Here is a 14,249-nt window from a genome sequence, read left to right as displayed (position 1 = left end):
GACTCCTCGGTTCAGTGAGCGGTCAGGTGCCAGACGGCGGGTGTGTGCTGGTCGGGTGGGTACTGCGCGAGGTGCCCGTCGTCGGTCACGCTCAGCGTCATCCGCGTGATGGCGTTGAGGAGCCGGTAGCCACCCGTGGCCGGTTCCAGCTCCCAGCGCTGGAGGGTGTTCGCGGGATCGCAGGTCTGAGCCGTTGCCTGCACTCCGGGCTGGAGGGGCACGTTGAGCGTGAGCCTGCCTCCGCGGACTTCGAGGCAGCCGTCCCCGGTGCGCACGGTGGCATAGCCGTCCGCCGTGCGCCGGACCTGGGCGTCGAAGGACGTGCCCGCCGTCCGGAAGGTGTACGTCCCGTCCGCGACCGGCAGCCGCGTCAGGTCCCGCCGGCCGGGCGCGTGGCCCACGGCGGTGCCGCGTGCCGTGAACTCGGCGTAGGTGGCGTCGGGGTGCGGGGCGCCCCAGGTGGCCTGGGCGATGTGCCGTAGCGCGGGCCGGAGTTCGACGGCGACCTCGTTCTCGGTCTCGCCGCGGCCGTTGTCGGGCCAGAGGCTGATCTTCGCGCCGGTGATGCCCTTGTTGGAGGTCAGCTTCTCGCCCTCGAAGCTGCGCGGGTCCCAGCTCTGGTCGTACAACGCCCTGGTGTCGCTGTGGAAGCCGCCTCGGACGAGGTAGAGCGAGTAGGCGGCGTTCATCAACGGGTAGCCCTGGGCGATGAGTCGGCTGGGTTTGGTGGTCACGTTCAGCCAGTGCTCGACCGTCGTGCCCGCCGCCACCGGGACGGTGTTCGCGCCGGTGAGGCCGTCGTTCCAGATGCGCAGCTGTTTGCCCTTGCTCGCGGCGTAGGCCTGGACGCGGTTGATGAAGTCGATGTAGGCGTCCTGCGGGGTGGCGTTCGCACCGTACTTGGCCTGGGCGTACTTGAGCATCTGCGGGTACTTGGAGTAGTCGGAGCCGAGCATGTACTCGTCGGCGCCCATGTGCCAGGACCTGGCGGTGAAGACCTGCGCGTACTCGTCCATCAGGCTCGTGTAGTAGTCGAAGGCGGCCTGCTGGGTGACGTCGAGCCTGGCGGGCTGTTTGGTGCCGTCGGAGTCGGTCAGCTGCAGGTCCGGGCGGTTCTCGATCCACGGGTCCATGTGCCCCGGGGAGTTGATCTCCGGGATGATCTCGACATGGTACTTCGCGCCGAGGGCGACAAGGCTGCGGATCTCGTCCTTGGTGTAGTAACCCCAGGTATCGGCCTCGGGGTGGGCATCGCTCCTCACCTTCAGTTCGAGGAGCAGCTGGTTGAGCTTGTGGTACGCCATCTCGCGGACCAGGTTCTCCAGCCAGGGCAGCGAGATGTGGATGTAGCAGGCGCAGACTCCGACGCCGCGTTCCTTGTAGCGCGGTACGTCGACCGTGCGTCCGGCGAGGATCAGGTCGCCCTGCGCGAGCAGTTGGAGGACGGTGCGGGTGCCGTGGAAAGCGCCGGCCTCGGTGGCGCCGGTCACGGTCAGCCGTCGGCCGGCGTGGAGTTCGTAGCCCTCGGCGCCCAGTGAGGTCGTCGCGGGCCGTACGTCGATCACGATGTCGCCGGGGCGGGCGCCGCCGCTGACGACCGGGACGGTGCCGTGGCCCGCCGCGCGCAGGTCGTCGGCGAGGGTGTCCGCGACCCGGCGCTCGGCGGGGCTGCCGGCCACCAGTCGCGTGCTCTTGCCGTACTGGTACCTTCCGCTCTCGGCCGCCCAGTTGGCCAGCGCGGGGACTGTGACCGGCGTCTTTTCCTGGTCCTGCGCGACCGCCGACGTCGGCGCCACGAGCAGCGTCAGCGCCGCCGCGACGCCGAGCAGCCGCAGCAGTCTCCTTCTGAACTCACCCATGCCACTCCACCTTGAACACCCACACGTGCTGTCCCGTCCTCCGGGCTGTCTCGGGTACGTCGATCACCAGTGCTCCGTTGCTGACGGTCCAGGTCAGTGGCCGGTCGTGGCCGAGCATCGTCACCTTGTCGCCGGGCCGGATCGGCACCGGTGCCTCGACGGTGAGCTTGGCGCCCGGGCGGGTCAGCGAATGGATGTAGAAGGCCTGGTCGGGGCGGACCGTGAAGCGCAGGTCGTCGCCGAGCTGGGCCATCCGCGACCAGTACGTCGTGTCGTAGATCGCCTCGCCGTTGACCTTGAGCCAGGCGCCCGTCTCGCGCAGCCGGGTCTGCATGATCTGGGGGATGGTGCCGTCGGCGCGCGGGCCGATGTCGAGCAGGAAGTTGCCGTTCTTGGAGACGATGTCGACGAGACTGTGCACGACCTCCTCGGCGGTCATGTAGGCGTCGTCGGGGGTCGCGCTGTTGTAGCCGTAGCTGAAGGGGTCCAGGCCGCGGCTGGACTCCCACTTGGCGACGACCGTGTTCTCGTACGTCGTGTACTCGGGGGTCGTGAAGTCGTGGAAGGCGATGCCCGAGCGGTTGTTGACCGTGACGTCGATCGGACGGGCCCGGTTCTTGGCGTGGTTGAAGTACTCGGCGAGGACGTGGAGGCTGTCGTTCACGCCGCCGATGTCGCACCAGATGAGCTCCGGGTCGTAGCCGTGGATCAGTTCGAGCATCTGCGGGGCCTGGTAGTCCTTCACGTAGTCCTTGCCCGCGGTGTATCCGGTGTAGGGGACCGGTTCGAGGGTGTACGGATTGCGCGGGGCGTGGCCCATCCAGGGGTTGTCGGGGTTGAACCACTCGGGCATCGAGAAGTAGAGGCCGCGGTGGAGTTTGGGGGCGTAGCGCCGGCTCGCCTCGAACAGCTCCTCGACCAGGTCCCGCTTCGGGCCCATCTTCACCGCGTTGCGGTCGGAGACCTTGGTGTCCCACAGGGCGAAGCCCTCATGGTGTTTGCTGGTCAGCACGTGGTACTGGGCGCCCGCGTCCCGGAACAGCTCCACCCACGCTCGCGGGTCGAACTTCTCGGCGGTGAACCGCGGGATGAAGTCGTCGTAGGCGAAGTCCTCACCGTAGGTGGCCCGGTGGTAGGCGTGGGTGGGGTTGTTCGGGTCCTGCATCTGGTCCCAGTACCACTCGGCGTACTGCTTGCCGACCGGCGCCCAGGCGGGCACCGCGTAGACGCCCCAGTGGATGAAGATGCCGAACTTGGCGCCCTGGAACCAGTACGGGGCCTGGTGGCCGGAGAGGGAGGCTTCGCTGGGCTGATAGTCGGCCGTGCCGAGCGTCAACTTGTCTTTCTGTACGGCGACTTGAGTGCCCCGCCCGGCGACGGTCACCGAGCCGTCCTGCTGCGTTCCGGGTGCGGTGCCCGTGCGGTTGCGGATGCCGATGCGGACGCGGGCCTGTTCGCCGGGGTCGAGGCGACGGATGCGGGCGGGGTCGACGGTGCGGGCGCCGGGGACGTCGACGCGTACGGAGACCTCGTCGGCGGCCAGGACCGCGACGGTACCCGCGTTGACGACGGTGGCCTCGACGCTCTGGGCGCCGGTGGAGGGCAGCAGGGAGTGGGTGGAGTGGGCGTCGCGCAGGGCCAATGCCCGCCCCTGGGCGACGGGTTGGAGGGAGAGCGCGAAGACGTGCAGGGCGGGCTTGTTCGCCTCTGCCGGGTTGGTGACCGGCAGGGTGACGGCTACGGCCTCGCGCCGCGGGTCCGTCCACACCTCCGAGGTGCCGATGCCGACGCTGTGCCCGTCCTTGGTGCCGTCCGGCTTGTAGCGGTAGGGCGCGGACAGGGCGCCGCCCGCCGCGTACCAGTCGGCGCCGCCGAGGCCGGCGGTGCTGGTCGAGCCGTCCGCGTAGTGGACGGTGGCCTTGCCGGAGGCATTGCCGTAGCTGCCGGCGGTGAGGAAGACCGCCGACAGATAACGGCCCTTGGGCAGGTCGATGCGCTGGCCGAGGGCCACGACGTTGTTCTTGGCGCCCGCGGTCGCGGCCGGGAACAGGAAGGGGATGCCGTCGACCTCGACGCGGCCTGCGGGGAGCTCCTCGCCCGGGAACGTGTAGCCGGAGCCGTCGAAGTCGCCGCCGGGGGCGGAGGCGGTGTCGATGCCGTCGTTGTCGTAGAGGCCGTCGAGCGGGACGGGGACCGGGTCGGGGACGGGGACCCAGTGGGAGGATCCGGCCGGGTCGTCGGCCGGTTCGGCGGCATGCGCCTCGGGTGCGGTGGTGAGGGGCAGGGCGGCCGCTGCGGCGACTCCGGCGGCGGCCGTCAGGACCTGGCGTCTTGGACAGGGACTCATACTCATGAGCGGCTCCCGATTCATCCGATGTCTGATGATTGGGTGGGCCCAGGGGCCTGTCAATGGGGCGTGATCGCACGGGAGTTGACCCATTGATCGGATGACCTGCGAGTGAAGCCGCCCTGGCCGACCGGCGCCCCGCAAAAAGTCCAAGAAGAGCCGCCCGAATGTCCAAGAGCGAGTGCTCTCGACGCGGAGCCCGCGGCGGGGCAGAGTGCTCTGCGTACTCATGAGTAGTGCCACGTCACGCACCCCGAGGAGCGCCCGTGACCAGCTGGGTCGGCCGGACCGCCGCCGAGATCGCCGCCGCCGTACGCGACAAGCGGGCCACGCCCCGCGAGGTGGTGGCCGAGCACCTCGACCGGATCGAGCGGCTGGACGGCCGGGTCGGGGCGTTCCGGGTCGTGCGGGCCGAGGCGGCGCTCGCGGAGGCCGACGAGCTGGCCTCCCGTGACGATCTGGCCGAACTGCCGCTGGCCGGGGTGCCAGTGGCGGTCAAGGACAATCTCGCGGTCCGCGGTGAGTCCAACCGCGTGGGCTCCGCCGCGACACCGGACACGCCCGCCACCGACGATCACGTCACGGTGGCACGGCTGCGGGCGGCGGGCGCGGTGGTCGTGGGCCTGACGAACGTGCCCGAGCTGTGCATCTTCGGCACCACCGAAGGCGTCCACGGCACCGCCCGCAACCCCTGGGACCCGACCCGCACGGCGGGCGGCTCCTCGGGCGGCAGTGCGGCAGCGGTCGCCGCCGGTCTGGTGCCGATCGCCCTCGGCAACGACGGCATGGGCTCGCTGCGCATCCCGGCCGCCAACTGCGGCCTGGTCACCATCAAGCCGGGCCACGGGGTCGTCCCGGCGGGTATCAGCGACGGCGACTGGTTCGGCATGTCCGAGAACGGTCCGCTCGCCACGACGGTCGAGGACGCGCGCCTGATGCTGTCGGTGCTGGCGGACACCGAGACGGCGCCGCAGTCCGAACCCGCCATGCGCAAGATCGCCGTCTCGCTGCGCAGCCCCCTGGCCGGCGTCACCATCAGCGCGCCGTACACGACCGCGGCCCGCGACGCGGGCGGCGTTCTGATCAAGGCCGGCCACCAGGTCCGCCGCGCCGACCCGCCCTACCCGCTCTCCCTGAGCACGATGTCCCTGGCCCACTGGACCGCGGGCACGGCGGTGGACGCCCAGGGCCTGGACTCGCGCCTGCTCACCCGGCGCACCCGGGTGCACGCCACCATCGGCCGCCGCTTCCTGAGCAGGGTCCGCAACGGCGACAGCCGGGACCGGCTGCGCCGCCGGATGGAGCCGTTCTTCGCCGAGTACGACGTCCTGCTCACCCCCGCACTCGCCCGCCGCTCCCCCAGGTCGGTGGCCTGGCACGAGCGGGGCTGGCTGGCCAACATCCTCGTCAACACCAACTACTCGCCCCTGACCCCACCGTGGAACCTGACCGGCTGGCCCGCCATGTCCGTCCCCTTCGGCACCCTGCCCTCCGGCGCCCCCTGCGCCGTCCAGCTGGTGGGCCGCCCGGGCTCGGAGGCGATGCTCCTGGAGGTGGCACAGCAACTGGAGAAGCTGCATCCGTGGCAGCGGACGGCACCGCTGGACTAACGGTTATTGTTCCCCCGACCTTCAATCACGATCTTTCAACGGGGGATTGATCCGCATGGGCACCATTGTGTTCAACCTGACGACCGCGGCACTGATGGTGCTGATGTTCAAGAGCGGGCTGGCACTCGTCGGTGAGGACACCCTGCGCCGACGCCCGGTCCCGTGGGCGGCCGTCGCCCTCGCGGCGGTGGCGGTCGGCGGGGTGGTGCTCCAGCACAGCTGGTCCGGGGCGATGGACGCGCTCGACAGCGACCCGCGGAAAAGCGGCTGGTGGCGCGTGGTGACGGCGGTCTTCATGCAGAACGGCGGCTTCTTCGGCGCCGCGTGGAACATCGTCACCCTCGCGGCGCTGGCCGCGCTGGCCCAGTGGTTCTGGCGCGGCCCCCTCATGGTGGCCCTCTTCGCCGCGGGCATCCTGCTGCCCGAGCGGATCGACGCGCTGTTCGGCGAGAGCTCCCGCAGCACCGACCCGCGCAACTTCGCGGGCAGCTCCGGTGCGACGTACTTCCTCGCCGCCACCCTCGCCGCGGCCCTCCTGCTGACCACCACCGACACCAGGCAGCGCCTGCTCGCGCTGAGCGTGCCCGCGGCCGGCCTGGCGATGTGGCTGGCCCAGGACAACGGCCACGGCCTGGTCAGCGTCTACGGCTTCCTCCTCGGCGCGGCAGCCCTCCCCCTGGCCGGGTTCCTGCGCCGGCGCGCCGCACGGCCCGCGTCCGTGTCCGCGGCGCAGGCGGAGGCGTAGATCCGGGACGGTGGGCGCCGGGAAAATGGGGCTGAAGAGCGGCCCCCGCCCGTGCTTGCATGGATCGCATGATGTCCACCGACCGTCTGCTCGCCTTCGCGGCGCTGTCCTTCCTGCTGATCGTGATACCCGGGCCCAGTGTGCTGTTCGTGATCGGACGGGCGCTCGCGCAGGGGCGCCGGGCCGCGCTGACCACCGTGGTGGGCAACACGCTCGGCGCCTATCTGCTGGTGGTGGCGGTGGCGTTCGGCATCGGCTCCGTCGTGGAACGCTCGGTGCTCGTCTTCACCGTGCTCAAGCTGGCCGGCGCGGTCTACCTGGTGTACCTCGGTGTGAAGGCGTGGCGTGAACGCGGGTCGCTGCGGGCTGCGTTCGCGGGCGGCGAGGTGCCCGCGCACAGCGGACTGCGCACCTTCTGGGAGGGGTTCGCGGTCGGTATCACGAACCCGAAGACCATCGTGTTCTTCGCGGCCGTACTGCCGCAGTTCGTGGACCGCGACAGCGGACACGTCACGGTGCAGATGCTGCTGCTCGGGCTGGTCTTCAACGTGATCGCGCTGGCTTCCGACAGCGTGTGGGGCCTGATCGCCTCCACCGCCCGCGGCTGGTTCGCGCGCTCCCCGCGCCGGCTCTCCATGGTCGGCGGGGTCGGCGGCCTCACCATGATCGGCCTCGGGGTGACCGTGGCCGTGACGGGGCGCAAGGACTAGGGCCTACAGCGCCCGGTACATCACATGCAGCCCCACCCGCCCGTAGCGCGGATGCTCGTACGCCTCAGGGACCGTGCCCAGGATCTCGAAGCCCAGGGACGACCACAGCTGCACGGCCGGGTTCGTCTCGACGACGGCGTTGAAGACCATCGCCCGGTAGCCGTCGGACTTGGCGGCGGCCAGGACGTGTTCGGCGAGGACGCGGCCGATGCCGCGGCCTGCCCGGTCGGGGTCGACCATGAAGCCGGCGTTGGCGATGTCGGCCGCGGGGCCGCCGTAGTTGGGCGTGACGTATGCCGAGCCGACGACGGAGCCGTCCTCGTCCTCGACGACGTAGACATGCTTGGCCGGGTTCATCCACAGGGCCCGGGCCGCCTCCTCGGAGGTGGCCGGGTCCCAGGTGTAGGTCTCTCCTGCGGCGACGATCCGGTGCCAGAAAGGCCAGATCCGCGGCCAGTCCTCGGCCGCGGCTTCTCTGATCTGCATGGGCGTGAGTGTCGCACGCCCATGCAGCCGGCGATCGCGAAGGTCCTGCCGGGGTTCAGTCCACGCTGGGCAGGATGTGGGGCTCGGCGAGGTCGTCCTCGTAGCCTGCCAGGCGGATGGGGGCCGCGTGGGCCCAGACTTCCAGGCTGCCGAGTTCGTCCGACCGTCGGCCGGGGCGCTCCGTGCGTTCCTTGGGGCGCTGTTCGCGATTCGTCTTCTCCGGTGTCACCGCGCACTCCTTATGTGTCGGGTCACCCTCGGGGCGTGCCGGTGACTTTACGGTCCGGCGCCTGACGCCCGCTCGGGTGTGAGTCGAAAGCAGTTCGGACGCGGTGGCGCCGGTAACTCGTGTGAGAACAGGCCGTTGTCTGCCGGCTTGCCCCGGGACGGACGTGGGTGTGGGTTGGACCCGTTGGTGCTGTCCGTCCACTCCAGATTAACCAAATGAGCGGGCGTCCGCTCTATGGGGCTGAAAACTTGGGGTTACTGTCATAAGTCGTCCTGTTTCAGACCCCTCTCCTGTCACTCGTTCGGTCTACAGGCGTGCCGAAGGGGCAACACCCGTTCCATGCTGGGTGCGAGGACCTGTCCGGGAGGGGGATGTCATGGCGTCTGTCACCTTCGACCAGGCCACCCGGTGCTTCGCGTCGATGGAGCGGCCGGCCGTGGAATCGCTCGACCTCGAGATCGGGGACGGTGAGTTCATGGTCCTGCTCGGTCCTTCCGGTTGTGGAAAGTCGACCTGCCTGCGCATGCTCGCCGGACTTGAGGACGTCGACTCGGGTTCGATCCTCATCGGCGTCCGGGACGTGACCCATCTTCCGCCCAGGGACCGCGACATCGCGATGGTGTTCCAGGACTACGCCCTCTACCCGCATTTGTCGGCTGCCGACAACATCGGCTTCGCTCTGAGGATCGCCCGCATGTCCCGGGTGCGCGCCCGGCAGCGTGTCGAGTACGCCGCTTCCGTCCTCGACCTCGAGCAGTTCCTGGGCCGTCGGCCCAGGTCGCTGGCGGGCGGCGAGCAGCAGCGTGTCGCGACGGGGCGGGTGCTCGTGCGGGACCCGCGGGTTTATCTGATGGACGAGCCGTTGTCCAATCTCGACGCCCGGCTGCGGGCGCAGACCCGCATGCAGATCGTCCGGCTGCAGCACCATCTCGGCATCACCACGGTGTACGTCACCCACGACCAGGCCGAGGCGATGGCCGTGGGCGATCGCCTCGCCGTGCTCAAGGACGGTGTGCTGCAGCAGGTGGGCGCGCCGAAGGAGGTCTACGCGCACCCGGCCAGTACGTTCGTGGCCGGTTTCATCGGCTCGCCCGCGATGAACCTCTTCCGGCTGCCGCTGTCCTCGGCCGGGGCCCGGTTCGGCGCCCTCGACGTGCCGCTGCCCCGTGGCACGTTGCGCGCGGCCGCAGCCGGGGGCACCGACGAGATCGTGCTCGGCGTCCGGCCTGAGAGCTTCGCGTTCCTCTCGCCGGAGGACCGGGAGACGCCGGGACTGGACCTCGTGGTGGAGAGGGTCGAGGACACCGGCGCCGTCGTCCACCTCCATACGACGGCGTGGTCCGGCGAGGGGCTCGCCCGCATCGTCGTCCGGCTCCCGGGACGCCCCACGTACGGTGCGGGGGCCACTCTTCGGGTGGCGGTCCGCGCGGACGGCGTGCACTGCTTCTCGGCCGTGACGGGGCTGCGGCTTCCCGAGGACGCGGATGCCTCACCGGCGACGTGAGGTCACGGAGCGCGGTGAACTGGCCACGCAGTTCAAGTCCCGTTGGCCGAATCGCAAGGCGGCCATGATCTGCTGACGGGACGGCAACGGCTTGTCCGGCGGAAGGACTGGCGCATGGAGCTGCGCAGTGTCGAGGAGCTGATGGATCTGCTGTACGCCTGCCGGGGCTCGTGGGACGCCCCGGGACTGCGAAGTCGCCGGGTCGATCTGCACCAGCACGCGCTGCAGACCGCCGCACTGCTGCGGCGCCGCCGCCCCGCCGACAAGGAGCTCCAGGTCGCGGGCCTGGTCCACGCCATCGGTCCGCTGCTGCGGCCGGGCGACGAGAGCGCCCACCCGGACTGCGCGGCCGACGCGGTGCGGGGCCTGCTCGGCGAGCGGGTCGCCCGGCTGGTGCGCGAGCACCATCGCGGCGAGCTGCCCGCCGACGATGATCTGCTGCGCCTGCGCCAGGCGGACGAGGAGGGCACAAGCGCCGGCTTCGACGCGGGGGTGCTGGAGGACTGGCGCACGGTGCTGGAGCTGGTCGCCGCACGCAACTCCCGTCTCGGGGCTGTCGACTGACGGTCCGTCATGAGACCGTACGGTGATGACGTCGTCGTACGCACCAAAGGGGCACGGAGTCGACGGGTACGGACTCGAGGGCAGGGCTGCCGTCGTCACCGGGGCGACCCGCGGGATCGGACGTGCCGTCGCCGGGCGGCTGGCCGCGGCGGGGGCGCTGGTGTGCGTGACCGCGCGGGACGTGGACGAGGTGCGCTCCACTGCCGACGAGCTGGGCGGCATCGGGGTGAGCGGCAGCGTCGCGGATCCGGATCATCTGCGGGAGGTCACGGATCGGGCCCTGAGCGCGTTCGGCCGGATCGACGTCGTGGTCAACAACGCGGCGACGAACCAGCCGTACGGACCGCTCATGGAGGCCGATCCCGATGCCTGGCGGGAGGCGTTCGCCGTGAACGTCGAGGCGCCGCTCAGGCTGGTGCAGTGGGCGTGGCGGGCCTGGATGCGCGAGCACGGGGGCTCGGTCGTCAACGTCTGCACGGAGGGTGCCGGGCATGTCGGGCCGAACGTGGGCGCCTACGGCACGAGCAAGGCGGCCCTGCTGCATCTGACGCAGCAGCTCGCCGGGGAGCTGGCGCCGAAGGTGCGGGTCAACTCCGTCTCCCCCGGGCTGGTGCGCACCGAGATGGCGCGGTTCGTGTGGGAGCCGGGCGGGCAGGAGCTGGCCGCCGGCCTGCCGCTGGGGCGCATCGGTGAGCCGGAGGACATCGCACGGGCCGTGGTGTGGCTGGCCTCGGACGCGGCGCAGTGGATCACCGGCGCGGATCTGCTGGTGGACGGGGGCACACGCGTCAGGACGGCGCACTCCGCGCGGGAGTACGCCGTCCACGACTTGCTTCGCTCATACGCACCACCTCGCTCGTGACGGTGGCTGTGGCTCCCTCACGGGAACAGTGCGATCCCCATGAGGATCAGCAGGATGATTCCGGCGACGAGTGCGACCGTGGCCCACGTGCCGCGGTGCTTCACCGGACTCGTGCCCCCGCCGCCGCGTGGCCGGTCCTCCGGCAGTACGGCGTGGTCGGGGCGGTCGCTGCCGTAGAACTGTTCGTCGGTCGGATAGCGGTTGCGCGGGTCGTGCTGCGCTCGCGGATCAATGCCGTGTGGACTGCCCATGGTCACTCCCTGGCGCGGTTGTCACCAGGGTCCGGGTTCCCCACGGGCTCCGGGCCACACATCACGGCCGGTGGTTCACCACTTGCCGGGCGCGTAGTCCTTCAGGAAGACGCCGTACAGGTCCTCGCCCTGCTCGCCGCGCACAATCGGATCGTAAACCCGTGCGGCCCCGTCGACCAGGTCGAGCGGCGCATGGAAGCCCTCCTCCGCCAGACGCAGCTTGTCGTAGTGGGGGCGCTCGTCGGTGATCCAGCCGGTGTCGACGGAGGTCATCAGGATGCCGTCGGTCTGGAACATCTCCTGGCCACTGGTCCGAGTCACCATGTTCATGGCGGCCTTGGCGGCGTTGGTGTTGGGGTGGCCCGCGCCCTTGTAGCCGCGGCCGAAGACGCCCTCCATCGCGGAGACGTTCACGACGTACGCGCGTCCGCTGGTCGCCTTCCTGGCGGCGTCCGCCATGACCGGGCGGAGCTTGCTGATCAGGATGAACGGCGCCGTGTAGTTGCACAGCTGGGTCTCGAGGAGCTCGACCGGGGAGATCTGCTCGATGGTCTGCACCCAGGTGTTGGTGTCGACGACGTCGGGGACCAGGCCGCCCGCGTCGATGGCGGTGCCGTCGAGGTGCCGGGCGACGCTGGCGTTGCCCGCGACCAGGGCGAGGTCGGCGACCTGCTGGGCGTCGAGTCCGCTGATGCCGGCGGGCAGCGCGGCCAGGCCGTCGACCGCACCGGAGCCGAAGGCGCCGATGACGTGGTGGACGGGCAGCTCCCCGGCGGGCAGCGGGGCGCTCTCGCCGTCGACCAGGGCGGCGTAGGCGGAGGGCAGGCGGCGCACGGTCTGCGTCGCGTTGTTGACGAGGATGTCGAGCGGGCCCGCCTCGGCGACCTGGTCGGCGAGGGCCACGGCCTGGGCCGGGTCGCGTAGGTCGATGCCGACGACCTCCAGGCGGTGCATCCAGTCCGCGGAGTCGTCCATGGCCTTGAAGCGGCGGATGGCGTCCTTGGGGAAGCGCGTGGTGATGGTGGTGTGCGCGCCGTCGCGCAGCAGCCTGAGCGCGATGTACATGCCGATCTTGGCGCGGCCGCCGGTGAGCAGGGCGCGCTTGCCGGTGAGGTCGGCGCGGGCGTCGCGCTTGTCGCGGTTCAGGCCGGCGCAGTCGGGACAGAGCTGGTGGTAGAAGTAGTCGACTTCCACGTACCGGGTCTTGCAGGTGTAGCAGGAGCGGGGGCGCTGGAGTATCCCCGCGATCTTGCCCTGCTCCGTCGCCGACGACGGCAGGATGCCCTCGGTCTCGTCGTCGATGCGCTGGGCTGAGCCGGTCGCCGTGGCCTCCGTGACCGCCTTGTCGTGGGCGGTCTTGGCGGCCCGGCGCTCCTGGCGGCGGCGCTGCTTGACCGTGCGGTAGATGCCCGCGGTGGCCCGGCGCACGGCGATCGCGTCGGGGTGGTCGACCTCCAGCTTGTCGAGTTCCTCCAGCACGCTGAGGCAGACGGCGAGCCGCTCCGGATCGATGCCGGGGCCGTACACGACCTCGTCACCGGGCTCGTACACGACCTCGTCCGTGATCGCCGAGCCTTCGTCTGTCACCGTCATCGCGCTGCCGTTTCCCTGATCACCCGCGCGGCGCTCCGACCGCGTCCGCTTTCGAACGGGGAATTGTACGGAGCGCCGGGCCGGTCCTCCAAAATCCGGGCGAGAGAGCCCGACAAGGAGGTCAGGAGCCGCAGGCGGTGATGAGCGTCTCGACCTCCTCGGCGAGGGCGGCGGCCAGCCGGTCCAGGTCGGGTACGGCCTTGGCGTCGGCGACGAGGCCGTAGTGGACGTGTCCGCGGTAGGTCGAGACGGCCACCGCCAGGGACTGGCCGCGGGCCAGCGGCGCGAACGGGAAGACCTGCGTGACCGGGTTGCCGCCGAGCTTCAGGCCGAGGCTGGGCAGCGGCACGCTGGTGACCAGGATGTCGAACCACAACCGGGCGGCCTGGCTGACCAGCGGTCCGCCCAGCCGGTGGCCGAGCGCAGGCACATGGTCGGCGAGCAGGGCGACGGCGCCCGCGCCCCGGTTGGGGCCGGCGTCCTTGTTGCGGTCCATGGCGGAGCGGACCGTGTCGAGGCGGCCGAGCGGGTCGGGGTCGTCGACGGGAAGCCGTATCACGTAGCCGGAGAGCCGGTTGCCCTGTGGGCTGGCGCTCCGCGGGCGGCGCTTGGAGACGGGGATCAGGGCGCGCGGCCGCACGCCGTCGCTGCCGTCGCCGCGCTCGTCGAGCCAGCGGCGCAGGGCGCCCGCCACCACGGCGATCAGGACGTCGTTGACGGTGCCGCCCTGGGCCTTGCGCACGCGGTGCACGTCGTCGAGGTCGAGGACCACGCCGGCGGTGCGGCGGGTGCCGGTGGCCTCTGCGGTGAACGCGGTCGAGGAGCGCACCCCCAGGCTGGACACGGCCAGCGAGGCGCCGATGTCGAGGGCGCGCCCCACGTCGGACAGGGTGCCCCTGACCAGCCCGGGCAGCTTGCGCACGTCGGGCAGCAGCCCGGGCCTGGGCTCCTCGGGGCGGGGCTTGCGCTCCGGCATGTCCATCGGGTCCAGGATGGCGGCGGCCAGGGTCAGCGCGCGCAGACCGTCGGCCAGGGCGTGGTGGAACTTGAACAGCACGGCGAAGGACAAGCCGTCCTCCCCCGGCAGCACATGCGCCTCCCACGGCGGCCGGCCACGCTCCAGCGACCGCTCCATGAGCCGGCCGGCCTCGGCGTGGAAGTCCGCGGTCGGGGCGTGCAGCCGCACATGGTGGAGCGGGTCGAAGCCGGGGTCGGGCTCACGGGTGGCACTGCCGAAGGACAGCGGCCGCAGCGCGGACGGCTGCCATATGTCCCGGATACGCATCCGCAGTCCGGGTACGGCCGCGGCCCGCGCGGCGAGCAGGTCGGCGGCGTGGGCGCCCGCGGTGGGCGAGTGCGCCGAGAAGATCCCCAGCGCGCCGAGGTGCATGGGGTGTTCGGCGGACTCGATGTTCCAGAACGCCAGGTCGAGAGGAGCGAGCAGGTCAGAAGTCAATTGCTTGCCTCGCGTCGACGAAGGGTGAGCCAG

The 14,249-nt window shown here is 71.0% G+C and carries 13 protein-coding genes; 6 read left to right on the top strand and 7 right to left on the bottom strand.

Features of this window, described 5'->3' with window-relative positions:
- Window positions 1-11: 11 nt before the first annotated feature.
- Window positions 12-1,859 carry a family 20 glycosylhydrolase gene (locus tag EDD92_RS41810; protein ID WP_123969101.1) on the bottom strand — a complete coding sequence of 616 codons (1,848 nt, stop codon included), beginning with the start codon at window positions 1,857-1,859 and terminating at the stop codon, window positions 12-14.
- Window positions 1,852-4,206 (bottom strand): alpha-L-fucosidase, encoded by a 2,355-nt coding sequence (locus tag EDD92_RS41805; protein WP_123970786.1) that lies wholly within the window; start codon window positions 4,204-4,206, stop codon window positions 1,852-1,854. Before EDD92_RS41805 ends, EDD92_RS41810 begins: the two co-directional genes overlap by 8 nt.
- Window positions 4,207-4,472: 266 nt before the next feature.
- On the opposite strand from EDD92_RS41805, the gene EDD92_RS41800 reads away from it, so the two are divergent.
- The 3 genes from EDD92_RS41800 (at window position 4,473) to EDD92_RS41790 (ending at window position 7,271) form a co-directional block, all read left to right on the top strand.
- Complete coding sequence (locus EDD92_RS41800) at window positions 4,473-5,816, top strand: amidase (protein ID WP_123969100.1); 1,344 nt, start codon at window positions 4,473-4,475, stop codon at window positions 5,814-5,816.
- Between the two features lie 55 nt (window positions 5,817-5,871).
- Window positions 5,872-6,561 (top strand): hypothetical protein, encoded by a 690-nt coding sequence (locus EDD92_RS41795; protein ID WP_260327148.1) that lies wholly within the window; start codon window positions 5,872-5,874, stop codon window positions 6,559-6,561.
- Window positions 6,562-6,629: 68 nt separating this feature from the next.
- Entirely contained in the window at window positions 6,630-7,271 is a 642-nt protein-coding gene (locus EDD92_RS41790) for a LysE family translocator (protein WP_123970785.1), read from the top strand.
- A gap of 3 nt (window positions 7,272-7,274) precedes the next feature.
- Here EDD92_RS41790 and EDD92_RS41785 read toward each other — a convergent pair whose 3' ends face one another.
- Both EDD92_RS41785 and EDD92_RS50190 read right to left on the bottom strand, forming a co-directional pair.
- Window positions 7,275-7,757: a GNAT family N-acetyltransferase gene (locus tag EDD92_RS41785; protein ID WP_123969099.1), complete on the bottom strand. Its 483-nt coding sequence runs from the start codon at window positions 7,755-7,757 to the stop codon at window positions 7,275-7,277.
- Window positions 7,758-7,812: 55 nt separating this feature from the next.
- Window positions 7,813-7,986, bottom strand: a complete 174-nt coding sequence (locus EDD92_RS50190) for a hypothetical protein (RefSeq protein ID WP_180292383.1) — start codon at window positions 7,984-7,986, stop codon at window positions 7,813-7,815.
- Between the two features lie 376 nt (window positions 7,987-8,362).
- Here EDD92_RS50190 and EDD92_RS41780 point away from each other — a divergent pair, with 376 nt between their 5' ends.
- The 3 genes from EDD92_RS41780 (at window position 8,363) to EDD92_RS41770 (ending at window position 10,916) form a co-directional block, all read left to right on the top strand.
- Window positions 8,363-9,490 (top strand): ABC transporter ATP-binding protein, encoded by a 1,128-nt coding sequence (locus EDD92_RS41780; RefSeq protein WP_123969098.1) that lies wholly within the window; start codon window positions 8,363-8,365, stop codon window positions 9,488-9,490.
- A gap of 114 nt (window positions 9,491-9,604) precedes the next feature.
- Window positions 9,605-10,054, top strand: a complete 450-nt coding sequence (locus tag EDD92_RS41775) for a hypothetical protein (RefSeq protein WP_123969097.1) — start codon at window positions 9,605-9,607, stop codon at window positions 10,052-10,054.
- Window positions 10,055-10,079: 25 nt separating this feature from the next.
- Entirely contained in the window at window positions 10,080-10,916 is an 837-nt protein-coding gene (locus tag EDD92_RS41770; RefSeq protein WP_123969096.1) for an SDR family oxidoreductase, read from the top strand.
- A gap of 17 nt (window positions 10,917-10,933) precedes the next feature.
- Here the strand turns inward: EDD92_RS41770 and EDD92_RS41765 are convergent, their stop codons facing one another.
- From EDD92_RS41765 to EDD92_RS41755, 3 genes are all read right to left on the bottom strand, one after another.
- Window positions 10,934-11,167, bottom strand: coding sequence for a hypothetical protein (locus EDD92_RS41765; RefSeq protein ID WP_123969095.1), 234 nt, complete (start codon window positions 11,165-11,167; stop codon window positions 10,934-10,936).
- Between the two features lie 75 nt (window positions 11,168-11,242).
- The gene (locus EDD92_RS41760; protein WP_123969094.1) at window positions 11,243-12,760 is read right to left on the bottom strand and encodes an SDR family NAD(P)-dependent oxidoreductase; all 1,518 of its coding nucleotides are present in this window, start codon (window positions 12,758-12,760) and stop codon (window positions 11,243-11,245) included.
- Between the two features lie 121 nt (window positions 12,761-12,881).
- Window positions 12,882-14,216, bottom strand: coding sequence for a wax ester/triacylglycerol synthase family O-acyltransferase (locus tag EDD92_RS41755; protein WP_123969093.1), 1,335 nt, complete (start codon window positions 14,214-14,216; stop codon window positions 12,882-12,884).
- Window positions 14,217-14,249: the final 33 nt, after the last annotated feature.

This window comes from Streptomyces sp. TLI_185 (assembly GCF_003814765.1).
GTDB lineage: Bacteria > Actinomycetota > Actinomycetes > Streptomycetales > Streptomycetaceae > Streptomyces.
The sequence above is the reverse complement of the archived record's forward strand: the minus strand, read 5'-3'. Positions and strand labels throughout refer to the sequence as shown.